The 24577-nt window shown below is 38.5% G+C and carries 20 protein-coding genes and 1 tRNA gene; 13 read left to right on the forward strand and 8 right to left on the reverse strand.

The window, feature by feature from the left end; translation table 11 throughout:
* The first annotated feature begins 1 nt into the window (after position 1).
* Positions 2-1933 (forward strand): DNA topoisomerase III, encoded by a 1932-nt coding sequence (locus tag AC3Z9T_RS03580; RefSeq protein ID WP_490124824.1) that lies wholly within the window; start codon positions 2-4, stop codon positions 1931-1933.
* A gap of 62 nt (positions 1934-1995) precedes the next feature.
* Here the strand turns inward: AC3Z9T_RS03580 and xthA are convergent, their stop codons facing one another.
* Positions 1996-2811 (reverse strand): exodeoxyribonuclease III, encoded by an 816-nt coding sequence (gene xthA, locus AC3Z9T_RS03585; RefSeq protein WP_490124825.1) that lies wholly within the window; start codon positions 2809-2811, stop codon positions 1996-1998.
* A gap of 456 nt (positions 2812-3267) precedes the next feature.
* On the opposite strand from xthA, the gene AC3Z9T_RS03590 reads away from it, so the two are divergent.
* Positions 3268-4143 carry a LysR family transcriptional regulator gene (locus AC3Z9T_RS03590; protein ID WP_490125135.1) on the forward strand — a complete coding sequence of 292 codons (876 nt, stop codon included), beginning with the start codon at positions 3268-3270 and terminating at the stop codon, positions 4141-4143.
* A gap of 1 nt (position 4144) precedes the next feature.
* Here the strand turns inward: AC3Z9T_RS03590 and AC3Z9T_RS03595 are convergent.
* The 3 genes from AC3Z9T_RS03595 to AC3Z9T_RS03605 form a co-directional block, all read right to left on the reverse strand.
* Positions 4145-4229, reverse strand: a tRNA-Tyr gene (locus AC3Z9T_RS03595).
* A 137-nt stretch (positions 4230-4366) separates the two neighbouring features.
* Positions 4367-5215: a formyltetrahydrofolate deformylase gene (purU, locus tag AC3Z9T_RS03600; protein WP_490124826.1), complete on the reverse strand. Its 849-nt coding sequence runs from the start codon at positions 5213-5215 to the stop codon at positions 4367-4369.
* 223 nt (positions 5216-5438) lie between these two features.
* Complete coding sequence (locus AC3Z9T_RS03605) at positions 5439-5918, reverse strand: YchJ family protein (protein ID WP_490124827.1); 480 nt, start codon at positions 5916-5918, stop codon at positions 5439-5441.
* Positions 5919-6045: 127 nt separating this feature from the next.
* Here AC3Z9T_RS03605 and rssB point away from each other — a divergent pair, with 127 nt between their 5' ends.
* Positions 6046-7056, forward strand: a complete 1011-nt coding sequence (gene rssB, locus AC3Z9T_RS03610; protein ID WP_490124828.1) for a two-component system response regulator RssB — start codon at positions 6046-6048, stop codon at positions 7054-7056.
* Positions 7057-7227: 171 nt separating this feature from the next.
* On the forward strand, positions 7228-8157 hold the full coding sequence (galU, locus tag AC3Z9T_RS03615) for a UTP--glucose-1-phosphate uridylyltransferase GalU (protein ID WP_490124829.1): 930 nt from the start codon (positions 7228-7230) through the stop codon (positions 8155-8157).
* Between the two features lie 429 nt (positions 8158-8586).
* Here galU and hns read toward each other — a convergent pair whose 3' ends face one another.
* Entirely contained in the window at positions 8587-8997 is a 411-nt protein-coding gene (gene hns, locus AC3Z9T_RS03620; protein ID WP_490124830.1) for a histone-like nucleoid-structuring protein H-NS, read from the reverse strand.
* Between the two features lie 551 nt (positions 8998-9548).
* Between hns and AC3Z9T_RS03625 the strand changes: the two genes are divergently transcribed.
* On the forward strand, positions 9549-10178 hold the full coding sequence (locus AC3Z9T_RS03625) for a thymidine kinase (protein WP_490124831.1): 630 nt from the start codon (positions 9549-9551) through the stop codon (positions 10176-10178).
* A gap of 121 nt (positions 10179-10299) precedes the next feature.
* Here the strand turns inward: AC3Z9T_RS03625 and adhE are convergent, their stop codons facing one another.
* Entirely contained in the window at positions 10300-12960 is a 2661-nt protein-coding gene (gene adhE, locus AC3Z9T_RS03630) for a bifunctional acetaldehyde-CoA/alcohol dehydrogenase (RefSeq protein WP_490124832.1), read from the reverse strand.
* A gap of 619 nt (positions 12961-13579) precedes the next feature.
* On the opposite strand from adhE, the gene AC3Z9T_RS03635 reads away from it, so the two are divergent.
* The 7 genes from AC3Z9T_RS03635 (at position 13580) to oppF (ending at position 22128) form a co-directional block, all read left to right on the forward strand.
* On the forward strand, positions 13580-14224 hold the full coding sequence (locus tag AC3Z9T_RS03635) for a YchE family NAAT transporter (RefSeq protein ID WP_490124833.1): 645 nt from the start codon (positions 13580-13582) through the stop codon (positions 14222-14224).
* Between the two features lie 686 nt (positions 14225-14910).
* Entirely contained in the window at positions 14911-16470 is a 1560-nt protein-coding gene (locus tag AC3Z9T_RS03640; RefSeq protein ID WP_490125136.1) for an ABC transporter substrate-binding protein, read from the forward strand.
* Between the two features lie 95 nt (positions 16471-16565).
* Positions 16566-18206, forward strand: coding sequence for an oligopeptide ABC transporter substrate-binding protein OppA (gene oppA / locus AC3Z9T_RS03645; protein WP_490124834.1), 1641 nt, complete (start codon positions 16566-16568; stop codon positions 18204-18206).
* A 78-nt stretch (positions 18207-18284) separates the two neighbouring features.
* Positions 18285-19205, forward strand: a complete 921-nt coding sequence (gene oppB, locus AC3Z9T_RS03650; RefSeq protein WP_490124835.1) for an oligopeptide ABC transporter permease OppB — start codon at positions 18285-18287, stop codon at positions 19203-19205.
* A 15-nt stretch (positions 19206-19220) separates the two neighbouring features.
* A complete protein-coding gene (gene oppC, locus AC3Z9T_RS03655; protein WP_490124836.1) occupies positions 19221-20129 on the forward strand; it encodes an oligopeptide ABC transporter permease OppC in 909 nt (302 codons plus the stop codon).
* Between the two features lie 11 nt (positions 20130-20140).
* A complete protein-coding gene (locus AC3Z9T_RS03660; RefSeq protein ID WP_490124837.1) occupies positions 20141-21130 on the forward strand; it encodes an ABC transporter ATP-binding protein in 990 nt (329 codons plus the stop codon).
* Positions 21127-22128: a murein tripeptide/oligopeptide ABC transporter ATP binding protein OppF gene (oppF, locus tag AC3Z9T_RS03665; protein ID WP_490124838.1), complete on the forward strand. Its 1002-nt coding sequence runs from the start codon at positions 21127-21129 to the stop codon at positions 22126-22128. The genes AC3Z9T_RS03660 and oppF overlap by 4 nt, the downstream gene beginning before the upstream one ends.
* Before the next feature lie 80 nt (positions 22129-22208).
* Here the strand turns inward: oppF and AC3Z9T_RS03670 are convergent, their stop codons facing one another.
* Together AC3Z9T_RS03670 and cls are read right to left on the reverse strand one after the other, a co-directional pair.
* Positions 22209-22541, reverse strand: coding sequence for an HI1450 family dsDNA-mimic protein (locus AC3Z9T_RS03670; RefSeq protein WP_490124839.1), 333 nt, complete (start codon positions 22539-22541; stop codon positions 22209-22211).
* A 21-nt stretch (positions 22542-22562) separates the two neighbouring features.
* Entirely contained in the window at positions 22563-24023 is a 1461-nt protein-coding gene (gene cls / locus AC3Z9T_RS03675; RefSeq protein WP_490124840.1) for a cardiolipin synthase, read from the reverse strand.
* A gap of 309 nt (positions 24024-24332) precedes the next feature.
* Between cls and AC3Z9T_RS03680 the strand changes: the two genes are divergently transcribed.
* Positions 24333-24515 (forward strand): YciY family protein, encoded by a 183-nt coding sequence (locus AC3Z9T_RS03680; RefSeq protein WP_490124841.1) that lies wholly within the window; start codon positions 24333-24335, stop codon positions 24513-24515.
* The last annotated feature ends 62 nt before the right edge of the window (positions 24516-24577 follow it).

Below are 24577 nucleotides of genomic sequence, written 5' to 3' on the forward strand. Positions count from 1 at the left end.
CATGCGTTTGTTTATTGCGGAAAAGCCTAGCCTTGCGCGGGCAATTGCGGATGTACTGCCTAAGCCTCATAAGAGGGGGGATGGTTTTATCCAATGTGGTGATGACCAAATGGTCACATGGTGTATTGGTCACTTGCTAGAGCAAGCGGAGCCCGATGCTTATGAACCTCGATATGCGCGCTGGAATTTGCAGGATCTCCCTATTATTCCTGAAAAATGGCAGCTAAAGCCGCGTTCCGCAGTAACTAAACAGCTTAAAACAATTGATACTCTTCTTAAGAATGCGACGGAGGTTGTGCACGCTGGAGACCCTGATAGAGAAGGGCAATTGCTTGTTGATGAGGTTTTAGACTTTTTAAACCTTGAAGGTGAAAAGAGAAAACAAGTTAAGCGTTGCTTAATTAATGATCTTAACCCTCAGGCTGTTGAAAGAGCGATTGAACGGCTACGTGAAAACCGTGAATTTATCCCATTATGTGTTTCAGCATTAGCGCGAGCGAGAGCTGATTGGTTATACGGCATTAACATGACGCGTGCTTATACCTTGTTAGGGCAACGGGGTGGTTACCAAGGCGTTCTTTCTGTCGGGCGAGTGCAAACACCAGTATTGGGTTTGGTAGTTCGTCGTGATGAAGATATTGAAAACTTTATCCCAAAAGATTATTTCGAGGTGCGTGCCCATATCATTACCCCACAAGATGAACGTTTTGTGGCGATTTGGCAGCCAAGTGATTCTTGTATTGATTACCAAGATGAAGAAGGCCGATTGTTTCATCGTCCTCTTGCTGAGCATGTGGTATCGCGTATTACAGGTAAACCTGCGTTTGTTACTCAATATCAAGACAAACGCGAATCTGAAATTGCCCCTTTACCGTTTTCCCTCTCAGCTTTACAGATCGAAGCCGCTAAAAAATATGGTTTAAGTGCGCAAGAAGTATTAGATATTTGTCAGCGCTTATATGAAACCCATAAACTGATCACTTATCCACGTTCAGATAGTCGTTATTTACCTGATGAGCACTTTGCTGGGCGCCATTCTGTTTTGAACGCAATTTCTGTTCATCAGCCTGATTTAACTCAATTTGATTTACCTGAACTGGATAAGAAAAACCGTTGTTGGGATGATAAAAAGGTGGATGCGCACCATGCGATTATTCCTACTGCGAAAACGGCATCAGTTAAGCTTACAGAGAATGAAACCAATATTTATCAGTTGGTTGCACGTCAATATATTATTCAATTTATGGCTGACGCCGTTTATCGTAAATGTACCATTGAACTTGAAATTGAGAAGGGCAAATTTATTGCCAAAGCGCGTTTTTTAGCTGAAGCAGGTTGGAGAGTAGTGCTAGGCAGTAAAGAACGAGATGCAGAAAATGATGGAACTCCGTTGCCTGTTGTTGAAAAAGGTGATGAATTGCTTTGTGAAAAAGGTGAGGTGATTGAAAAGCAAACTCAGCCTCCAAGGCCTTTTACAGACGCTACGTTGTTATCAGCAATGACCGGTATTGCTCGATTTGTGCAAGATAAAGCCTTAAAAAAAGTACTTCGTGAAACCGATGGATTAGGCACTGAAGCGACAAGAGCAGGTATTATTGATTTGTTATTCAAGCGACAGTTTCTATTTAAAAAAGGGCGTTATATTCATTCATCACCAGCTGGTAGAGCGCTGATCCATGTGTTACCAGATATGGCAACCTTGCCGGATATGACTGCACATTGGGAATCTATTTTGACGCAAATCAGCGAAAAACAAACGCGTTATGATGATTTTATGAACCCTTTAAGTGCGACATTAACTCAGTTGATCCATCAAGCACGCCAGTTTACTAATCTGCGAGCTTTTCGAGAACTACCGCCAGTGATTAAAAGTAAAAACGGGAAAAAGCCAGCTAAATCGAAGAAAAAAAAACAAACGAGTAATGATGAATAGCGACAAACAAGCTTTCTCATAGTGATAGGAGGCTATGTCCTCCTATCATGTTTCTACTTAAGTTATGCTTTCGTTAAATTAAATTCTGCCCATACAGGAGCGTGATCCGAAGGCTTTTCCATTCCGCGGATTTCATAATCGATTCCTGTCCCAACGCAATGCTGTGATAGCGCTGTTGATGCTAACAGCAAATCTATACGTAGGCCACGGTTATCATCAAACCCTTTAGAACGATAATCAAACCATGAATAGCAATCCTCAACAGCAGGATTCATGGTGCGGTAGGTATCCACTAACCCCCAATTGAGTAGTCTATCCATCCACTCACGCTCTTCAGGTAAAAATGAACATTTACCCGTTTTTAGCCAACGTTTACGATTAACATCACCAATACCGATATCGAGATCAGTTGGACTAATGTTCATATCACCCATGACCAAGAGTTGTGACTCAGGTGTTTGGGTTGAGGTAATGTAGTTTTGTAGGTCTTGATAAAATTTTTGTTTGGCTGGAAATTTTATAGGGTGGTCACGGCTTTCACCTTGAGGGAAGTAGCCATTAACCACAGTTAATAAACCATTACTGGTTTCGATATCAGCCATAATAATTCGACGCTGGGCATCCTCATCATCAGTAGGAAAGCCTTTACGAACGGCAACAGGTTCATTCTTAGTTAATAACGCAACCCCATAGTGCGCTTTTTGACCGTGATAAAAGACATGATAGCCAAGTTTGCTAACCTCATCGTAAGGAAACATATCATCATGGACCTTGGTTTCTTGAAGGCCAATGACTTCTGGCTGATGTTTATCAATGATAGCAGCCAACTGGTGTGGGCGAGCTCGTAGGCCATTAATATTGAACGAGATAAATTTCATGGTTTTTATCACCTATTAGATTTTTTCTGAGCTCAATGATTCTAGCAGATGATAGCTAAACTGTAACTATTTAATAACTATTTAACCAGCGATTGAATTATCATAACTGAATATTTACACCTCTAATTATAATATTAATGCTTTACTTTGGAATTTAAATAAGATTATTAGTTATACAATTAATGAAAAATATGTTCATCGATTTCCAATTGGTGATTTATATTTAATGTGATTTAATAGTCGAGCCATAAAAAATAATGAAATGAAACAGTATAATATATTGCTTTGCTATGTTGGAAAATATAAAAATACTTTTATGAAATATTGTTACTCATTCAATGAAAAATTAAATTAAATTTTCATTGATATGTCAATGATGGGCTATTCAACGTATTGTTTTTAATGGTTAATAATGTTGAATTCTGCATGTTTAATAAACAGAATGGGGTCATAGATATGTTCTTTTCAAGAAAATTAGAGGCATTTATGGCAGTTGTTGAAAATGGCTCATTAAGTAAGGCTGCTCGGGTGATGAACCGCACTACACCACCCATTGCCAAGTCGATTAAAGACTTTGAAACAAGCCTAGGTAAGCGGTTATTTAAAAGAGAAAAATTTGGCATGACTTTAACTAAAGATGGCCAAGAGTTATATAATGACTTGCGTGATCTTTACTTACAGGAGAAGGAAATAACTAAAAAACATTTCACAGGATATATCGTCAATGAGGCTAATATTTATTATGACTGGGGTAAGGAAAATCTTTTGGTTAATCTTTATCAGGCAGCTAATAAAAATAATGTTCAAATTAATATATTGAGATTTAATTATGAGGAAGTTGATGAAATAGTCGACTATGATGGTAATACGGTAATATTGAGTTCTCAGCCTGTTATTAGTGAAAGGTTTTCCTTGCAAAGAAAAATAGAGAATTCTCCTTTAGGAATTTATTGTCGCGGTGATTTATATGATAAGTACCAGAATAATATTATGGAATTATTAAGGCATTGCACATGGTTATGTGACCCTGCATTTTATAAGAGTAGCTTAATGAGTGAATTGCTTGCTAAAACGGAGTTGGAAGGCAATAAAGCAAGTATAAGGCAAATGGATAATATTGGTAGTTGTCAAAATTTCCTACAACTTGGTGATTTTATTGGAATAATTGACTATTATCCAGAAAACGATATCAATGACAAGTCGCTTAATTATATCCCATTGAATTCAATCATTGATGACAGTTGTTGTTTTGTGTATAAGTCGAAATCACACTCAAGTGTATTGAATCGCTTTACAGATATTATTGACACATTAGGGGGAGATAAGTCTTGAATGGTGGTGGGAGAAGGATTCGAACCTTCGAAGTCTGTGACGGCAGATTTACAGTCTGCTCCCTTTGGCCGCTTGGGTATCCCACCAGATTTTGATTGCTGTGTTCGTTGACAGCGGGCGGCATCATATCAAATGACGCGCCCCTGTAAAGCATTAATTTTTAAAATTTGTTCGAATGCTGTTTTTTTGCGCTCAATGCATACTTAAACAGCAACTATTTGTATTACAGGATAATGGTACGGTTCCCGTAAACAAAAACTCGTTGAGCTAATACCCAATAAAGCGCATGGCTGAGTACATTTTTTTCTACGTCTCGGCCTGCTCGCATCATGTCATCAGCAGTAAAGGTATGGTCAACATTAATAACGTTTTGCGTAATAATTGGGCCTTCATCAAGGTTGTCATTAACAAAGTGAGCTGTTGCGCCAATAATTTTAACGCCCCGTTCATATGCTTGGTGATATGGACGGGCACCAATGAATGCAGGTAAAAATGAGTGATGAATATTAATAATTTGGTTTGGATAATGCTGTACAAACGCAGGCGTTAGCACACGCATGTATTTAGCAAGAACGACATAATCAGGTTGGTACTGGTCGATCTGTGCTGTCATTTTTTCATCATGTTGTTCTCGTGTAAGTCCTTCATGGCTAATATGATGAAAAGGAATTCCAAATTGTTCGACTAAATGTTTGAGTGTGTCATGGTTACCGATGACGGCTGCAATTTCTACATCTAGACCATCGTAGGTGCTTTTCATCAGAAGGTCACCTAAACAGTGAGCTTCTTTGGTTACCATGATCACTATACGGCGACGGCCTGATGAATTTAATTCACGTTTAGAGCCTACTGGTAAAGCATCATCAAGGTCTGCAAGTAGCGTTTCATCGTTAAATATCCCTTCAAGCTCGGTTCTCATAAAGAAACGACCTGTACGATGATCAACAAATTCATTATTTTGAACGATATTTAGTTGGTGCTTGTAACAAATATTGGTGATTTTTGCGATAAGTCCTTTCGCATCAGGGCAAATAGTGCGAAGAATTTTTTTTTGTACATTTTTTTGTTGCATGGGGTTGTCTAATCCTTAACTGACAATGTCTATACATATTGATCATACTTCAAGTCGCACTAGTCACGTACTGGTGTTTGTTCCTAGCACCTCACTGTTTTGTCAACTAGCTGCACCTATCATTATTTAAAGTGCAGTGTGCTTCAAAGAGTGATTTGAATGATACCAATGTATAGGTAAGCGATATATTGTGCATTTCCGTTACCACAGGTAAACATAACCACTAATTATTGTTACAGCATTTTTTAAATTTATTGCCGGAACCACATGGACATAGATCATTACGGCTTGTTTTAGGCGTAATGCCATCTATGTAATACCAACGTTTTTCTATGCGAAGAAAACGGGAACGTTCATGGATAAGCCGTTTATGATCGACTTTTTCATCAATAAAGCAAGCCGAAAATTGCACATAGCCCTCATCGGGATTTTTAGCATAAGAAGAACTAATAACACGTAGTGGTAACCATTTTGTTTGAGCGAAGCTTTGCTCGATATCATTTCGCCATTCGTTTGCGTGACAGTCGGGGTGCCATGTTGCAATTAGATAGTCTGCATTATGTGTCACATAAGCAGTATAACGGGAACGCATTAATTGCTCAGGCGTGTCTGGGATAGCCTGATTTTCAAGATATGGTTGACAGCATTGGCTAAAAGGTACCTGATTACCACAAAAGCAGTGGCCATTTTGGAAGTGATCCATTTTTTTCTCTATAAAAATAAATATAAGGTATAAAAATAACTATACTTTAAGAATGAAAGTACAATGATTTTGTCATATGAATAATAGTATTGGTAGCAAATAACCGATTACAGCAAGTAGGTTACTTATGAAAAATAAAAAGATACTCATAGTTGAAGATGAAAAAATTTTTCGCTCAATGTTAGAAGGGTACTTACAGGCACAGGGAATGCAGGTTTTTGTCGCAGATAATGGTGAAAATGCGTTGGATCGGCTAACAGCAGAGCATTTAACACCGGATGTGATTTTGTGTGATCTTAATATGCCAGTCATGAATGGTGAAACCTTTATGGCTGAATTAGTTGCAAGAAACTTTGACATTCCAGTCATTGTTATTTCTGCAACAACGGATTTCACACAGTTAGATCGTATGTTGAGGTTAGGAGCTAAAGATGCCTTGCTGAAACCGATCAAAAATTTAGAGGAATTAAAAGCGACTATCTACGCTAATATTTACCCAGAACAGCATAATGTTAATATTGTTAATCATATCCAAAACAAAAATATCTCATCATTGGTTGGTGATGCAGAACAGGATATCGCTCCAGTATTGAAACAGTTGCAACCTCCTGTTAATCAGATTGTCAATGGTTATCGAATTAACTACCGTCAACTGAATGAGATTAATCGATTCGGTTTACTTCTTGATTTAGCCCCTATATCAGAGACGCAGATTGGTTTTTATTGTCTTGATATAGAGCGCTCGCCCAAAGAAGGGATCATGGCTGCTTTTTTGATCCGTGTTGTGTTTAATGACTTATTAAAAAATGCAGTTAATTTTCCAGACAAAAAACTACCTAATATTGATAAAATTATTAATCAGATAAATTATTTATTAGAAGATTCTGGTTTTAGTGGCCAATTTCCCATTTTACTGGGTTACTTTAATACACGTAATAAGGCAATTATTCTAGCGAGCGCCGGCTTGGAAGCTGAGGTTTCAACTGAAAATGCACAATATAGCTTATCTCGCAGTGTGCCTCTTGGGACGTTGAAACATCAACCATCAAACCATCTGGATGTTCGGGGAGCTTTTTGGCAATGTCGTATTTGGAATGGGCACCAAAACATTAAGTTAATGTTTAATCCTGAAACTTAATTTTTGTTTAAATTTACCCCATTAAATTACATTTAAGCCTTAATTAAGGCGTTGTACTATTTATCGATAAACTATTCCTGCTATACTTCCCCGCACTAAAAACGCACCTTGATTAATGTTTACTCTATATATGGATTAGGTGCCTAGGAGAATTCTGGAGTTATGACTAAAATGGCAAATAGAAAGGTACGCAAGGCAGTTATTCCTGTCGCAGGTTTAGGAACGCGTATGCTTCCTGCAACTAAAGCAATTCCGAAAGAAATGCTACCGCTAGTAGATAAACCATTAATTCAGTATGTGGTCAATGAGTGTATTGCAGCGGGTATCAATGAAATTGTTTTAGTGACGCATTCATCAAAAAATTCAATTGAAAACCACTTTGATACCAGTTTTGAGCTAGAAGCAATTTTAGAGGCTCGTGTTAAACGTCAATTATTGGATGAGGTGCAATCTATTTGCCCAAATCATGTCACTATCATGCAAACGCGCCAAGGGATTGCTAAAGGGTTAGGGCATGCTATTTTGTGTGCAAAGCCTCTTGTTGGTAATGAGCCATTTGCAGTCATTTTACCTGACGTTATTTTAGATCGTTATAGTACCGATTTAACAAAATTTAATTTGAGTGAAATGCTTGATCATTTTGAAGAGACTGGGGCGAGTCAAATACTTGTTGAACCAGTTCCAGAAGATGATGTTTCAAATTATGGTATTGTGGATTGTAATGGTGCAACGTTATTACCTGGTGAGAGTAAAACAATCTTACGTATGGTTGAGAAACCAAAGAAAGAAGAGGCACCTTCAAATCTTTCTATAGTTGGCCGTTATGTATTATCTGAAAAAATTTGGGATACATTAGCAAAAACAGCTCCAGGTGCTGGAGATGAAATTCAATTAACAGATGCTATTGCTATTATGATGGAAAATAATGAGCCGGTAGAAGCCTATCACTTACGTGGAAAAAGCCATGACTGTGGTAATAAATTAGGCTATATGAAAGCATTTGTTGAATATGGTTTACAGCACGATACATTAGGGAAAGATTTTTCTGAATGGATCTCTAGTTTATCGACTGAACTAAGTCAATCTACAGTTTCAAAGTAAAACAATCTCTTCTTATGATGGCTAATAAAAGCTAACTCTCAGAGTTAGCTTTTTTGTTTTCTTAGCGTTTAAGTACTTTTAAATGCTGTTAGGTGATTAATGTAAATTATAGTTTGATCTTATTTACATATTTGCCTATGAAATGGGTTGTTTTTCTATGCTTAAATCATGGATTGATTATTCAATCAGATAGTTGAAATCCAAGTGAGAAATTACATAACTTTACTTTTTTAATAGAATTAAAACAAATTATGATAGGCAAATCGGTACTTAAAGTAATATTTATGTAGAGAGAAGAGTATGAAATGTTTGGTCATCAACCTCTTTAATGAGTGAAATATTAATTATTCAAAGAGTAATAACTGCTCTCAAATAGTGGATAAAAAAAAGCACCCTATATAGGGTGCCTTTTGAATAAAAATAAGGTTCTTAGATTAAGAAATCGTCTAAAGATTTACCTTGTTCTTCAATGGCAACTTTGATAACTGCAGGGGTACGACCCTGACCAGTCCAAGTTTTAGTTTCGCCATTTTCATCAACATATTTATATTTAGCAGGACGTGCAGCACGTTTAGCACGAGTGCCAGTACCTTTACCTGAATCCATCGTTTGCAGAAGTTCGTTTAGATCAACGCCTTGTTCCAGAATCATTTCACGAACTTTTTCCAGTTTACGGGTACGTTCTTCTTGTTCTGCACGAACTTGGCTTTCTTCTTCACGACGTTCATCAACAACGACAGTTAATTTTTCCAGCATTTCTTCTAGTGATTCTAAAGCAATTTCTCTTGCTTGAGCACGAAGAGTACGGATGTTATTTAATGCTTTTAAAGATTCGCTCATTTTCCTGGTCTCAAATTTAATTGTTGGCCTGTGTACACTAATAATAGAATGCTATTTTATTTTCTGCAATAGCTAATTTACACTATTAGTTTAAAAGTTATCTTTACCAAAAGCAATTTTTTTACAAAAGAAATATTAACTTTTAACTGATATATATATACCAGTATTATCAATATCCAAACTAATGAAAAAAACAGATTCAATTAGCAGCAATTTTTCTGGTTTTAATTCGGTATGTTGAGCGCTAAACAGCGATGAGTTATTAGCAGAAGCGTATCAAATAAGGGGCTCTAAACGTAAATTTTCTTTTTTTGATACAGTTAATTAGCTATATGTTTGAAGTAATAAGACTATATTTTGTAAAAGATAATTGCTTATTTTACCTGTTATGGAAGCAAAAACAGTGAGGTTATCAGTATAAATTCTTATTGGTGAGTAGGGTAAAGTGTATTGAATCCGTCATTTTAAGTGTCAACCGATGATGATTGTTAATCTAATGACATGTTTTATGGTAAAATTATTTCGTTTATTAATTTAGAGGAACTAGGCTGATGGCTCAGCTATATTTTTACTATTCAGCAATGAATGCAGGTAAATCGACGTCTTTGCTACAATCTTCTTATAACTATAATGAACGTGGTATGAGTACGTTGATTTTTACGGCAGAAATCGATAATCGCTTTGCGAAAGGTAAGGTGTCATCGCGAATTGGTCTATCTGCGGAAGCTCTTTTATTTTCGCCTACAACAAATATGGCAGAGATCATTAAAAGTGAGATTTGTACACAAAAAGTGCACTGTGTTTTAATTGATGAGTGTCAATTTTTAACGAAACAGCAGGTTGAGCAACTCTGTGATATTGTCGATAACTTCGATATACCCGTTTTATGTTATGGACTAAGAACTGACTTTTTAGGTGAGTTGTTTGTTGGTAGCCAATATTTATTAGCTTGGGCTGATAAATTAGTTGAATTAAAAACGGTGTGTTATTGCGGTCGTAAGGCAAATAAAGTGTTAAGGGTAGGAAGTGATGGTATCCCGATGTATGAAGGCGCACAAGTTGATATAGGCGGTAATGAAAAGTATATTTCAGTTTGTCGTAAACATCATGCTGAGGCAATAGAACAAGCGAAACTAATGAATCAAGGTGTGATACCTAAAACGCCAATCCACTTTAACTAATTGAGTTAAATGATTAATGTTAAATTATTTAAGCATTATTAATATGTGATTAATAAAATTTTTTACCAAAAACAAAAAGGCACTGAGCTAATCAGTGCCTTTTATATTATTTATTACTTAATTATTTTTTTGCGCTTTTCTTTTCGGTTTTTGGCGCAATAGGGGCTGCAGTTTGCTCGCTAAACTCGCGACCATAATAAGAATCTAACAACAGTTGTTTGAGTTCTGAAATTAATGGGTAACGTGGGTTAGCACCAGTACACTGGTCATCAAATGCATCCTCAGATAGCTTATCTACATGAGCCAAGAAATCAGCTTCGGGTACACCCGCTTCACGTATTGATTTAGGAATACCTAAGTCGGCTTTGATCTCTTCAAGCCATGCTAATAATTTTTCAATTTTAGCATCCGTGCGATCTCCTGCTTTAGTTAAACCTAAATGGTCGGCAACTTCAGCGTAGCGACGACGCGCTTGTGGGCGGTCATATTGACTAAAGGCAGTTTGCTTAGTTGGGTTATCGTTAGCGTTATAACGAATAACGTTACTAATTAATAGGGCGTTTGCTAAACCATGTGGAATATGGAACTCAGAGCCGAGTTTATGTGCCATTGAGTGACATACACCTAGGAATGCGTTAGCAAATGCAATACCTGCGATGGTGGCCGCATTATGGACACGTTCTCTTGCAACTGGGTTTGTCGCACCTTCATGATAGCTTGCAGGTAAATACTCTTTAAGTAAATTCAGAGCTTGTAATGCTTGGCCATCAGAGTATTCGTTAGCAAGAACAGAAACGTACGCTTCTAAGGCATGGGTGACCGCATCTAAACCACCAAAAGCAGTTAATGATTTAGGCATGTTCATCACTAAGTTAGCGTCAACAATCGCCATATTAGGCGTTAACGCATAATCAGCTAATGGATATTTTTGGCCTGTTTTATCGTCTGTCACAACTGCAAATGGAGTGACTTCAGAACCTGTACCCGATGTTGTGGTGATAGCGACTAACTTAGCCTTCACACCCATTTTAGGGAAACGATGGATACGTTTACGAATATCCATAAAACGCAGCGCAAGTTCTTCAAAATGCGTTTCAGGATGCTCATACATCACCCACATAATTTTAGCCGCATCCATCGGTGAACCGCCCCCTAAGGCGATAATCACATCAGGTTTGAAGGCATTCATTTGAGCCGCACCTTTGCGAACGACGGTAAGTGTTGGATCTGCTTCAACCTCAAAAAACACATCAGTTTCGATATGGTGTTGTTTTAGAACGTTGATCACTTCTTCAACATAGCCGTTATTGAATAAATAACCATCAGTGACAATAAATGCGCGTTTTGCACCGTCAGTGGCAATTTCTTCAAGAGCAATTGGAAGGCAACCACGGCGGAAATAGATTGAGTTAGGAAGTTTATGCCATAACATATTTTCAGCTCTTTTCGCCACAGTCTTAGTATTAATTAAGTGTTTTGGTCCAACGTTTTCGGAGATAGAGTTACCCCCCCAAGAACCACAACCCAATGTGAGAGAAGGCGCTAATTTAAAGTTATATAAGTCACCAATACCACCTTGTGAGGCAGGGGTATTAATTAAAATACGCGCTGTTTTCATTTTCACGCCAAAGTAGTTAATGCGGGTAGCTTGGTTATCTTGATCGGTATATAAGCACGAGGTATGGCCGATACCACCCATTTCAACTAATAATTCTGCTTTTTCTACAGCATCTTCAAAATTCTTAGCACGGTACATAGCAAGCAACGGTGACAGTTTTTCATGAGCAAATGGCTCTGAGTCATCAATGACTTTGACTTCACCGATCAGGATCTTAGTGGTTTCAGGTACAGAAATACCTGCCATTTCAGCAATTTTATGTGCCGGTTGACCAACAATAGCGGCATTAAGATTACCATTTTTCAAAATAACGTCTTGAACTGCTTTTAACTCTTTACCTTGTAGAATATAACCACCATGGCTAGAAAAACGTTCGCGAACTTGATTATAAATTTCATCTACAACAACGACTGATTGCTCTGAAGCACAGATTACGCCGTTATCGAATGTTTTTGACATTAAAATAGAAGCAACTGCGCGTTTAATGTCTGCTGTTTCATCAATGACAACAGGGGTGTTACCAGCACCAACACCAATAGCAGGTTTACCTGAACTGTAGGCTGCTTTTACCATGCCTGGGCCACCAGTTGCTAAAATTAAGTTAATATCATCGTGGTGCATAAGTGCATTTGATAATTCAACTGAAGGTGCATCAATCCAACCAATAATGTCTTTTGGCGCACCCGCTTCAATCGCAGCTTTTAGGACAATTTCAGCGGCTTTGTTGGTGGCATTTTTAGCACGAGGGTGCGGAGAAAAAATAATTGCATTACGCGTTTTTAGACTAATTAGTGATTTAAAAATAGCGGTTGAAGTTGGGTTAGTTGTTGGAACAATACCGCAGATAATACCAATAGGCTCTGCGATAGTAATTGTGCCAAATGTTGGGTCTTCAGAAAGCACACCGCAGGTTTTTTCATCTTTATAGGCGTTGTAGATATATTCTGAAGCAAAGTGGTTTTTAATCACTTTATCTTCCACAATACCCATGCCAGATTCTTCAACAGCAAGCTTGGCTAGGGGGATACGAGCATCTGCTGCGGCAAGTGCGGCTGCGCGGAAAATACGGTCCACTTGCTCCTGTGAGAAGTTAGCGAATTCACGCTGAGCTTTTTTGACACGAGCAACGAGGTCATTGAGTTCGGTAACATTAGTTACTGACATAGAATTACTCCTGATAAATGTTAAACTTTTTAAGCCAATGAGCAGTGCTTCCAAAACAACATGACAAAATTTAGTAAATAATTATAGGTCAAATTTATTACTTTATTCTGTTTATCCGCTAATTGGCTTAAAAAGCTTTTAAATCAATGTGAAAAGCTTACTTTCCTTAAATCAACTACCTCTATCAGTTAAGAATAGATTAACATTATTTGGGTATATTGATGTGATCTAAATCACAAAATATCAAAGCTGACTCCTTTCAGCAGTCTGTTTTCGCGATAGCCTCTGTTTTCATAGAGTCGGTGTAGAACTGAATTATTTTACTCATCGTTTAGATAAAAATATTTTTGCGTAATGTTTAGACAAACGAGGAGATTTAATGGGTAAAATAGGGTCTAGTGCAATGTATTTCCTTTATTTAATGATAAACTCTAACGTTCATGCCCTACATAATTTAAGGCACAGCTAAGCAATTAGTATATGAATGCTAGAAACATGAAAATATGGTGGTTAATGTGAGTGGGGATCGTTGTCATTCATCTATGCTAAGTTGTGATTTGAAGGATGGAGAGTATGCATTTTCTTTCCCTGGTGAGATTTTTGATTAAGGTGTGAATGTGTGGGCTCAGGATTATTGGATTTATCAGGCTATATAAAGTTTTTTATTGGTTTATTTGCGCTAGTCAACCCAGTCGGGATCCTGCCTGTGTTTATCAGCATGACTAATTATCAAAGTAGTGCAGGGCGTAATAAAACAAATACAATAGCAAATACTTCAGTCGCTATCATTTTATGTACATCATTGTTGATAGGTGACTCAATTCTCCAATTATTTGGGATTTCCATAGATTCTTTCCGTATTGCAGGTGGAATACTGATTGTGACGATTGCAATGTCCATGATCAGCGGAAAAATCGGTGAAGATAAACAAAATAAACAAGAAAAAACAGAGACGGCGGTGCGTGATAGTATCGGTGTTGTACCATTGGCATTGCCGTTGATGGCAGGCCCTGGGGCTATCAGTTCTTGTATTGTGTGGTCATCACGTTGGAATGGTTGGCAAAATTTCATCGGTCTAGCGTTAACCAGTATTGTGTTTGCATTTTGCTGTTGGTTATTGTTCCGTTCGGCATCTTTACTTGTTCGCTACTTAGGGCAAACAGGAATTAACGTCGTTACACGTATAATGGGGTTGCTTTTAATGTCCTTGGGAATTGAGTTTATTGTCACAGGGGTTAAAGCGATATTTCCTGGCCTGTTATAACTTTTCACATCATATTAAGATTGAATTTATCTAATTAATCATCATTTAGGTGATGATTAATTAGATTTACCTCGCATTAGTATTAATATCTTGATTAAAACCTCTCCATTTAAAAAATATCAGTCTATTTCTTTTCTTGTAAGATAAATCAATAAACTAGCAATATAGTTTTATTCGATGATAGTCACGAATAAAATACATGCAGCATATTAATATGCTGTTATTTTGTACTGCTAATGATCGAGGATAGTTATAATAATATGTCGCATTTTTTGTCAAAGAAGGCATAAAAAGTAAGGAAATGTGAGCTGAGTAAATTTTTACGCTATTTAATTTACCCAATGTTAATGATATGTTTAAACAAGCACTAGGTAATCTAACTGGCTAATAACAGACAAATCGACTACTTGATAGGTCATGAGCCTTTGCTAGTGGGGCTAGCGATGAATTTAAAGTTTAAAGCCTGTATGCGATGTTAATAGGTTGTAACATGTTGTTAGCCCTGATTTTGAATTATCAAAACTAATCTTAAAAGAGGAAGGTAGGGTTCTAAATTAGGTACCTACCGCAATGTAAAATAATAAGTCGGATGTTGGATCTTGTTGTAACAACGCCAATAAATGTCGAGGGTGATAATGAATTTTTTTAAAAAGAGTTTGTGTTCACTGCCTATTTTTTTTATTGCAATGCAGGCTTACACCGCACCAGTTTCATCGGGAGCCAAGCAGGTTATTACAATTAATAATGGCTCAGAGGTCGCTTCATTGGATCCTCACAAAGTAGAAGGATCTCCTGAATCGAGCATTATTATGAATTTGCTTGAAGGGCTGGTCTATACGGACGCTGATGGGAAAGTGACTCCGGCGGTCGCTGAAAGTTGGTCAAATGACAACTATACGACATGGGTATTCACGCTCCGTAATGATGCAAAATGGAGTGATGGAACCCCTGTTACAGCTCAAGATTTTGTGTACAGTTGGCAACGTTTAGCGGACCCCAAAACAGGCTCGCCTTATACCAGCTACTTACAAAGCGCTTATATTGAAAACGCATCAGAAATTTTAAAGGGTGAAAAACCAATTGAAACACTTGGTGTAAAAGCTCTTGATGATCAGCATCTACAGGTCACGTTGAGCCATCCAGTTCCTTATTTTATTGACATGCTCAGTCATACACCAATGAAACCTGTCAATAAAAAAGTGATTGAGAAGTATGGTGATAAGTGGACTCAACCTGGTCATTTTATTGGTAACGGTGCGTATTTATTAGATAAATGGGTTGTTAATGAGCGAATTGTTTTAAAGCGTAATTCTCAGTATTGGAATAATCAAAATACTAAAATTGATGAAGCGACGTTTTTGGCTATTTCATCCGAAGTCAGTGATGTTAATCGCTATCGTAGCGGTGAAATTAATATTAGTAACTCTGCTATCCCGCCTATTATTTATAAAAAAATGCAAACTGAGCGGCCTAATGAATTATATGTTCGCCCTTATTTATGCACTTTTTATTATGAAATTAATAACAGTAGGCCACCGTTTACGGATCCAAGGGTACGTGAAGCGGTTAAACTTGGGTTAGATAGAAAAACCATCGCAGATAAAATCATGGGACAAGGGCAAATTGTTGCTTATGGCTTTACACCAACGTTTATCAATAATGGGGATTTTTCACCACCTGAGTGGGCAGAATGGAGCGATGAAAAACGCTACCAACGCGCTAAAGAACTTCTCGCTGAAGCAGGATATAACAAATCCAATCCTCTTAAATTTTCATTGTTATACAACACATCTGATCAGAACAAACAGCAAGCCATTGTCGCTGCTTCAATGTGGAAGAAAAACATTGGCGCAGAGGTAGAATTGCAGAATCAAGAATGGAAAACATCGTTACAGAGCCGTCATAATGGGAATTATGATGTCGCACGTGCAACGTGGTGTGCTGATTACAATGAACCTTCCGCATTTTTAAATATGATGCTCTCAGATAGCAGTAATAACACCACATTCTATAAAAGCTCTCAGTTTGATTCTCTACTTGAAAAAGCGCTAGTGGCACCGAACGATGATGCACGCAAACAGATTTATCAGCAAGCGGAAGCGCTACTTGATCACGATTCTGCGATGATCCCTGTTTATTATCGGGTCAGTGTTCGCCTAGTTAACCCATCAGTAGGGGGATTTAAAGGTAAAGACCCTCTTGATTATATGGATGTTAAACGGTTATATATGAATGAAGCTAATTAATGGCTATTAAATAATTACAAAAACAGTTTACCACGTTGGTAAATATCACAATCAACAACATAACTATGAAGTATGGTATGGGAGTGACGGATAAGATGAGTAAACATATTCATAAAACCATGATCGCATTAGGTGTTGCTACTGGCTTAATGGCAACAGGTGTTACCAGTAGCTTTGCAGCAACAGTTCCCGCAGGTGTCGAGCTCGCAGAAAAACAGGTTATGGTGCGTAATAATGGCTCAGAGCCACAATCCCTTGACCCACATAAAATTGAAGGGGTTCCTGAATCTGCACTAGCACGTGATCTTTTTGAAGGGTTAACGATTGTTGGGCCAAACGGTGAGATTTTACCAGGCTCAGCGGTGAGTTGGGATAATAAAGATTTCAAAGAGTGGACGTTTAAAATTCGTGAAGATGCTAAGTGGTCAAATGGTGACCCTGTCACTGCTCATGACTTTGTTTATAGTTTCCAACGTATTGTTGATCCAGATACAGCTTCTCCATATGCAAGTTATCTCCAATATGCACATATCAATAATGTTGATGACATTATTGCGGGCAAGAAAAAACCTTCTGAGTTGGGCGTTAAAGCGTTAGATGACCATACTCTTGTGCTTGAACTCAGTGAAGCGGTTCCTTACATTCCAAAATTGTTGATCCACTCCTCGATGTCACCAGTGAATAAAAAAGTGATTGAAAAATATGGTGCGAAGTGGACTCAGCCACAAAACTTTGTTGGTAATGGCGCTTATAAGTTAAAAGATTGGACAGTTAACGAACGTATTGTGTTGGAACGCAGCCCAACTTATTGGGATAATAAGAATACTGTTATCGATCAGGTGACGTTCTTACCTATTTCCTCTGAAGTTACCGATGTTAACCGCTATCGTAGCGGTGAAATCGATATGACTTATAGTAATTTACCGATTGAACAATTTAAAACCTTGCAGCAAACCATGCCAAATGAGCTGCGAGTTAACCCATACTTATGTATTTATTACTATGAAATCAATAACGAAAAACCACCATTTAATGATCCGCGAGTCAGGGAAGCGTTAAAATTATCAATGGATAGGGATGTGATCACCTATAAGGTTAAAGCACAAGGTGACATTCCTGCTTACGGCTTTACTCCACCATTTACCAGCGGTATGAAAACTGAAAAACCGGACTGGTATGCCAACATGACACAGGAGCAACGCAACGAAAAAGCGAAACAGTTGCTTGAAGAGGCTGGCTATAATAAATCGAACCCATTGAAGTTTAATTTGTTATATAACACATCTGATCTGCATAAACGTATTGCGATTGCTGCATCATCGATGTGGAAGAAAAACATTGGTGCAGAAGTTAAATTAGAAAACCAAGAGTGGAAAACCTTCTTAGATAGTCGTCATCAAGGCAACTATGATGTTGCTCGTGCAGGTTGGTGTGCTGATTATAACGAACCTTCTTCTTTCCTCAATATGTTACTTTCTAACAGCAGTAACAACACTGTTCACTATAAAAACAAAGATTTTGATGCTGCAATGAAGCAAACGCTAAAAGTGAAAACAGACGAAGAGCGTGCTGATTTGTATGGTCAAGCGGAGAAAATCCTTGATAAGGACTCAGCCGTTGTACCGCTTTACTACTATGTGAATACGCGTTTAGTTAAACCGTATGTAGGCGGTTATACAGGAAAAGACCCACTCGATAACCTACACACTAAAGACCTTTATATTATTAAGCACTAATAACAACAGTCCGGCTTTACGGAGCCGGATACTAATATGATTATTGGTCCGACTAAGCAACAAAAGTAGGAAAGGGCAATGTTAAAATTTATTTTACGTCGTTTACTCGAAGCGATCCCGACGCTTTTTATTCTTATTACCATTTCATTTTTCATGATGCGGTTAGCACCAGGTAGTCCATTTACTGGGGAGCGTAAATTACCACCTGAGGTGCTGGCGAATATTGAAGCCAAATATCACTTAAATGATCCAATGTATAAACAATATTTTAGTTACCTAGTGCAATTATCAAAAGGTGACTTTGGCCCCTCATTTAAATACAAAGACTACAGCGTTAACGATCTTGTCGCGAAAGCATTCCCAGTTTCTGCAAAACTCGGCGCAACGGCATTTATTGTTGCGGTGTTTTTTGGTGTGTCAGCTGGGGTAATTGCTGCACTTAATCAAAATAGTAAATGGGATTTTACAGTCATGGGGTTTGCCATGACGGGGGTTGTCATCCCAAGCTTTGTTGTAGCACCGTTATTGGTGCTGATTTTTGCCATTCATTTGAAATGGCTCCCAGGCGGTGGCTGGGATGGTGGAAACATCAAACATATGATTTTACCGATGGTCGCACTATCGCTGGCTTATATTGCGAGTATCTCACGTATCACTCGTGGTTCGATGATTGAAATCATGCACTCAAATTTTATTCGAACAGCTCGAGCTAAAGGGTTACCACTAAGAACTATCATTTTACGTCATGCGTTAAAACCCGCGTTGCTCCCTGTGCTTTCCTATATGGGGCCCGCTTTTGTTGGGATCATTACAGGATCGATGGTGATTGAAACAATTTTTGGTTTGCCAGGAATAGGCCAACTCTTTGTTAATGGAGCACTTAATCGTGATTATTCATTAGTATTGAGCCTGACTATTTTAGTGGGGGTATTAACCATCGCCTTTAATGCGATTGTGGATGTGTTGTATGCCGTTATTGACCCTAAAATTCGCTATTAATCTGGAGAAGACACTATGTTATTGAACCAAAAGAATAGTGAAGCTCTGGAAAAACTTTCTGAGCAATTAGATATTGAAGGGCGCAGTTTATGGCAAGATGCACGTCGCCGTTTTATGCATAACCGAGCAGCAATTTTTAGCTTATGTATTCTATTTTTAATCACATTATTCGTGATTTTTGCACCAATGCTATCACCATTTCTGTATGACGATACGGATTGGGAAATGATGTCAATGCCACCTGATATGGTGAGTGGTCACTATTTCGGAACAGATGCATCGGGGCGTGATTTACTTGTTAGAGTTGCAATTGGTGGGCGGATCTCCTTAATGGTCGGTGTTGCTGCGGCATTAGTTGCTGTCATTGTAGGGACACTGTATGGCTCGCTTGCTGGCTATGTTGGTGGAAAAGTCGACTCGATCATGATGCGCTTATTGGAAATTTTAAACTCATTTCCATTTATGTTTTTCGTTATTTTACTCGTCACCCTTTTTGGCACGAATATTTTACTGATCTTTGTTGCGATTGGGATGGTGTCTTGGCTAGATATGGCGCGTATTGTACGCGGTCAAACCCTAGGCTTAAAACGTAAAGAGTTTATTGAAGCTGCGTTGGTGTGTGGGGTGAGCACTCGTCATATCATTTTACGCCATATTGTGCCAAACGTATTAGGGGTGGTTGTGGTGTATGCATCGTTATTAGTACCAAGTATGATCCTATTTGAATCATTTTTAAGTTTCTTAGGATTAGGTACGCAGGAACCTTTGAGTAGTTGGGGGGCTTTATTAAGCGATGGCGCAAATTCTATGGAAGTGACTCCATGGTTATTGTTGATCCCAGCGGGCTTTCTGGTTGTAACATTGTTTTGTTTTAACTTTATCGGCGATGGCTTGCGTGATGCCCTCGATCCGAAAGACCGCTAGAGGGAATTATTATGTCAGAAATTAAATTAGCAAACCCTCTATTGAGCGTAAAAGATTTAGATGTCACCTTTTCCACCCCTGATGGAAATGTAACGGCAGTCAATAAGTTGAACTTTGAATTACGAGCAGGTGAAACACTCGGTATTGTAGGTGAATCAGGCTCTGGTAAGTCACAAACTGCTTTCGCATTAATGGGGCTTTTGGCTCGTAACGGTAAAATCGGAGGCTCTGCCATCTTTAATGGCCGTGAGATTTTAAACTTAAAAGAGAAAGCACTAAACAAGATGCGAGCGGAAGAGATCTCAATTATCTTTCAAGACCCAATGACTTCACTCAATCCTTACTTAAAAATTGGAACTCAATTATCTGAAGTTTTAATGCTTCACAAAGGAATGGGGAAGCAAGAGGCATATGAAGAGTCTGTTCGGATGCTTGATGCGGTTAAAATGCCCGAGTCGCGTAAACGGATGAATATGTATCCTCATGAATTTTCGGGAGGAATGCGCCAACGAGTCATGATTGCAATGGCTCTTTTATGTCAACCTAAACTGTTGATTGCTGATGAGCCAACGACAGCTCTGGATGTAACGGTTCAAGCGCAAATCATGACATTGTTGAATGAACTCAAGCAAGAATTCAATACTGCAATTATTTTGATCACTCATGACCTCGGAGTTGTCGCTGGGGTCTGTGATAAAGTATTAGTAATGTATGCAGGCCGTACTATGGAATATGGCACAGCACGTGATATTTTTTATCAGCCATCACATCCATATTCATTAGGTTTACTCGCAGCTGTACCGCGTTTGGATGGTGATGATGAAAGCCTTGCAACAATCCCTGGAAACCCTCCAAATTTATTACGTTTACCAAAAGGTTGTCCATTTTCACCGCGTTGCCAATATGCAAACGCACAATGTGTCGAACAAGAACCTGCACTGAGTGCGTTCTCAGCAAATCGTTTAAGAGCTTGCTTTAAGCCAGTGGAGGAGTTGGTATGACGCAACATGAAAATCGTCCCGTTTTGCTGGAAGTTAACGAGCTAAAAGTGCATTTTTCGATCCGCGATAAAAATCAATGGTTCTGGCAACCGGATAAAAGCTTAAAAGCAGTCGATGGGGTAACTCTGCGCCTTTATGAAGGTGAAACGTTAGGTGTTGTTGGTGAGTCTGGTTGCGGTAAATCAACATTTGCACGTGCAATTATTGGATTAGTGAAATCAACCGATGGTACAGTCAGCTGGCTGGGGCGTGATTTACTAGGACAAACTGAAAAACAATGGCGAGACGTTCGCAGCGACATTCAAATGATATTCCAAGATCCGTTGGCCTCATTGAACCCGCGAATGACTATCGGTGATATTATCGCAGAGCCATTGAAAACTTATCACCCTAAAATGTCCAATTCAGAAGTAACTGATAAAGTTAAAAAAATGATGATGCGAGTTGGGCTATTGCCTAACTTGATTAACCGCTATCCTCATGAGTTTTCAGGAGGACAATGTCAGCGAATTGGTATTGCAAGAGCCTTGATACTTGAACCTAAATTGGTGATATGTGATGAGCCCGTCTCCGCATTGGATGTATCAATCCAAGCGCAGGTGGTTAACTTGTTGCAAGAATTGCAAAGAGAAATGGGGCTATCACTGATCTTTATTGCTCATGATTTAGCGGTAGTAAAACATATTTCTGATCGTGTATTAGTGATGTATTTAGGAAATGCTGTTGAATTAGGTACTTATGATGAAGTGTATAATAATCCGCTACATCCGTATACTAAAGCATTAATGTCAGCAGTACCTGTTCCTGATCCGGATAAAGAAAAGAACAAGGTTATTGAATTATTAGAAGGGGAATTACCATCGCCGATTAATCCACCATCAGGTTGCGTGTTTAGAACGCGTTGCCCACTGGCTGATGATGGATGCGCTAAAACCAAGCCGTTGCTCGAAGGTAGTTTTAAACATGCAGTGTCCTGTTTAAAAGTTGATCCACTTTAAGTGATTATGCAATACGAGCTCACCTGTATGTTTTGCATGAGTGAGTAGGGATATTGGGGTGATGATCACCCCAATATAGCCTAACGCTTCCATAAAATATGATTAAATGGGTGGATAGGATCTCGGCTGATTAAAACACGAGCAAAGATATCGTTAATATCATCTTCATCCGATTTTGCTAAGCCAATAACCACTTCGCTAAAATTATCTAAATTAAATTCAGGCTGAATAATGCCTTGCCAATGTTGACTCAGTGGTATAATTTCAGCTGCGCCACATTCTTCAAATTGCAGTGCAAAAATCACCTGATCAGCGGGTTCTAAATTTTCCATCGCGCCTTCTAGGAACAAGTCATAGGCTATTTCAATGATTTCATCTTCATCGATAAGTTTAAGTGTTTGTGGTTGAGTCATGACTGTTCCTAAAATTTACAATTACAATAATGGGCTGAAGAAATAGCATAAGCGTTCAACCACTCGATTCCAAAATGGGCGTTGTTCCCATTCTTCAATTTCAAGACGTGTTGAACGTGCGATATAATCATACTGCACAAGTGTTAAGTCACTACCAAAATTTTTATCATCAATGACAACAGTTATTTCAAAGTTCAGCCATAAACTACGCATATCTAAGTTTACTGAGCCAACTAAGCTTAATTCACCATCGACAAGAACACTCTTGGTGTGCAATAAACCATCTTCGAATTGATAAATTTTAACGCCAGCTTCGAGCAGTTCAGTATAAAATGAACGGCTTGCCCAACGAACGAGGAAAGAGTCATTTTGTCTTGGCATGACAATACTGACATCAACACCACGCATTGCCGCGGTACAGATAGCATGTAACAAATCATCACTCGGTACAAAGTAAGGCGTGGTCATTATCAATTGTTTACGAGCAGAAAAAATCGCAGTCATTAATGACTGCTGGATCAACTCATCAGGGAAACCAGGACCTGAGGCGATCATTTGTGTTGTATGGCCGTTTGCTTGCTCAAAGGGCATTATATTCGTGTCAGGTGGTGGCGGCAAAATACGCTGGCCCGTTTCCATTTCCCAATCGAATGCGTACACAATACCTAATGTAGTGCTCACAGGGCCTTCCATGCGCACAAGGATATCAACCCATTCACCAACACCAGAATCTTGCTTAAAGTAGCGGGGGTCAACCATGTTCATACTGCCGGTATAGGAAATATAGTTATCAATAACAATAATTTTACGGTGTTGGCGTAGATCCATACGGCGTAAGAAAAAACGCATTAAATTAACTTTTAGGGATTCGACAAATTCAATACCTGCTGCACGCATTTTATCTGGATAGTCACTGCGGAAAAAATGCCAGCTACCCGCAGAATCGACCATGATCCGACATTTCACGCCACGTTTCGCGGCATTGAGTAAAGCTTCTGTCACACCATCGACTAAGCCACCTGGTTGCCAAATATAAAACACCATCTCAATGGAGTGTTGGGCATTATTAATGTCATTGACGATGGACTTTAGTGATTCTTCACAAGTGGTCATTAATTGGATGCGATTGCCTTTTACACCTGCAATGCCTTGGCGTTTTTCACATAATTGGAACAGTGGTTCGGCAACAGGGCTATTTTCTGAAGCAAAAATATGTTTAGAGTGGCGTAAGTTTTCTAGCCAAGTGGCAACAGAAGGCCACATCTGTTGCGCTTTATCGACTCGACGTTTACCTAGATGCAGTTCACCGAAGGCAACATAGGCGATAATACCTACTAATGGCAGGATATAAATGATCAATAACCATGTCATTGCTGATGTTACTGGTCGACGTTTAACTAAAATACGAACAGTAATTGCAGCAATAATTAACCAATAGAAGAAAAATAATAACCAGCTCAAGAGCGTATACACTGTTGCCATAATCGATTACATGCCTCACAAATAGGAGAGTGTAAAATCAGTCAAAAAAAGAAATAGACCAGATCAAATAAAAATTGGTACTAAACTTTATAGAATTTAGCAAAATTTCATCTTAAAAGCTTCGTTAAATCATATAGATTAATGACGAAAAAACAATTACTTCTACTGATAGTTTTATTTGGTCACTATTGAGGGTGCTTCGAAATTTTTGTATGAATTAACCATAGTACTTGGCTCTGCCTAGCAAAGGTCTATAATATTTTGCCAAATTTGATAGGTGGTTAAAAATTGCTAAAGAAGGATTAAAAAATGAAACGCAGTAGGCATGAAGTGGGACGCTGGCGGATGTTAAGGCAGTCATTGCGTCGCCGTCGTCGCTGGTTGGAAGGGCATTCGAGACGTAATATGCATATCTACTCATTGAGAAAATTTGATATCTATAAAAGGCGTCGCTCACTGCTGTTTACACAGTGGAGTGAGTGGGGGAACTGAGGTTATATTTCACAATTTTCACTTTGAGTGACAAACCTTATTGAATATGATTGCTATTTGCA

The sequence above is a fragment of the Providencia sp. 6390 genome (assembly GCF_058148425.1).

What these genes read in the sequence shown, in the direction of transcription:
- AC3Z9T_RS03580 (WP_490124824.1), top strand. Translation starts at nt 2, where the DNA reads ATGCGTTTGTTTATTGCGGAAAAGCCTAGCCTTGCGCGGGCAATTGCG.
- xthA (WP_490124825.1), bottom strand. Translation starts at nt 2,811, where the DNA reads ATGAAATTTATCTCGTTCAATATTAATGGCCTACGAGCTCGCCCACAC.
- AC3Z9T_RS03590 (WP_490125135.1), top strand. Translation starts at nt 3,268, where the DNA reads ATGTTCTTTTCAAGAAAATTAGAGGCATTTATGGCAGTTGTTGAAAAT.
- purU (WP_490124826.1), bottom strand. Translation starts at nt 5,215, where the DNA reads ATGCAACAAAAAAATGTACAAAAAAAAATTCTTCGCACTATTTGCCCT.
- AC3Z9T_RS03605 (WP_490124827.1), bottom strand. Translation starts at nt 5,918, where the DNA reads ATGGATCACTTCCAAAATGGCCACTGCTTTTGTGGTAATCAGGTACCT.
- rssB (WP_490124828.1), top strand. Translation starts at nt 6,046, where the DNA reads ATGAAAAATAAAAAGATACTCATAGTTGAAGATGAAAAAATTTTTCGC.
- galU (WP_490124829.1), top strand. Translation starts at nt 7,228, where the DNA reads ATGGCAAATAGAAAGGTACGCAAGGCAGTTATTCCTGTCGCAGGTTTA.
- hns (WP_490124830.1), bottom strand. Translation starts at nt 8,997, where the DNA reads ATGAGCGAATCTTTAAAAGCATTAAATAACATCCGTACTCTTCGTGCT.
- AC3Z9T_RS03625 (WP_490124831.1), top strand. Translation starts at nt 9,549, where the DNA reads ATGGCTCAGCTATATTTTTACTATTCAGCAATGAATGCAGGTAAATCG.
- adhE (WP_490124832.1), bottom strand. Translation starts at nt 12,960, where the DNA reads ATGTCAGTAACTAATGTTACCGAACTCAATGACCTCGTTGCTCGTGTC.
- AC3Z9T_RS03640 (WP_490125136.1), top strand. Translation starts at nt 14,911, where the DNA reads ATGCAGGCTTACACCGCACCAGTTTCATCGGGAGCCAAGCAGGTTATT.
- oppA (WP_490124834.1), top strand. Translation starts at nt 16,566, where the DNA reads ATGAGTAAACATATTCATAAAACCATGATCGCATTAGGTGTTGCTACT.
- oppB (WP_490124835.1), top strand. Translation starts at nt 18,285, where the DNA reads ATGTTAAAATTTATTTTACGTCGTTTACTCGAAGCGATCCCGACGCTT.
- oppC (WP_490124836.1), top strand. Translation starts at nt 19,221, where the DNA reads ATGTTATTGAACCAAAAGAATAGTGAAGCTCTGGAAAAACTTTCTGAG.
- AC3Z9T_RS03660 (WP_490124837.1), top strand. Translation starts at nt 20,141, where the DNA reads ATGTCAGAAATTAAATTAGCAAACCCTCTATTGAGCGTAAAAGATTTA.
- oppF (WP_490124838.1), top strand. Translation starts at nt 21,127, where the DNA reads ATGACGCAACATGAAAATCGTCCCGTTTTGCTGGAAGTTAACGAGCTA.
- AC3Z9T_RS03670 (WP_490124839.1), bottom strand. Translation starts at nt 22,541, where the DNA reads ATGACTCAACCACAAACACTTAAACTTATCGATGAAGATGAAATCATT.
- cls (WP_490124840.1), bottom strand. Translation starts at nt 24,023, where the DNA reads ATGGCAACAGTGTATACGCTCTTGAGCTGGTTATTATTTTTCTTCTAT.
- AC3Z9T_RS03680 (WP_490124841.1), top strand. Translation starts at nt 24,333, where the DNA reads ATGAAACGCAGTAGGCATGAAGTGGGACGCTGGCGGATGTTAAGGCAG.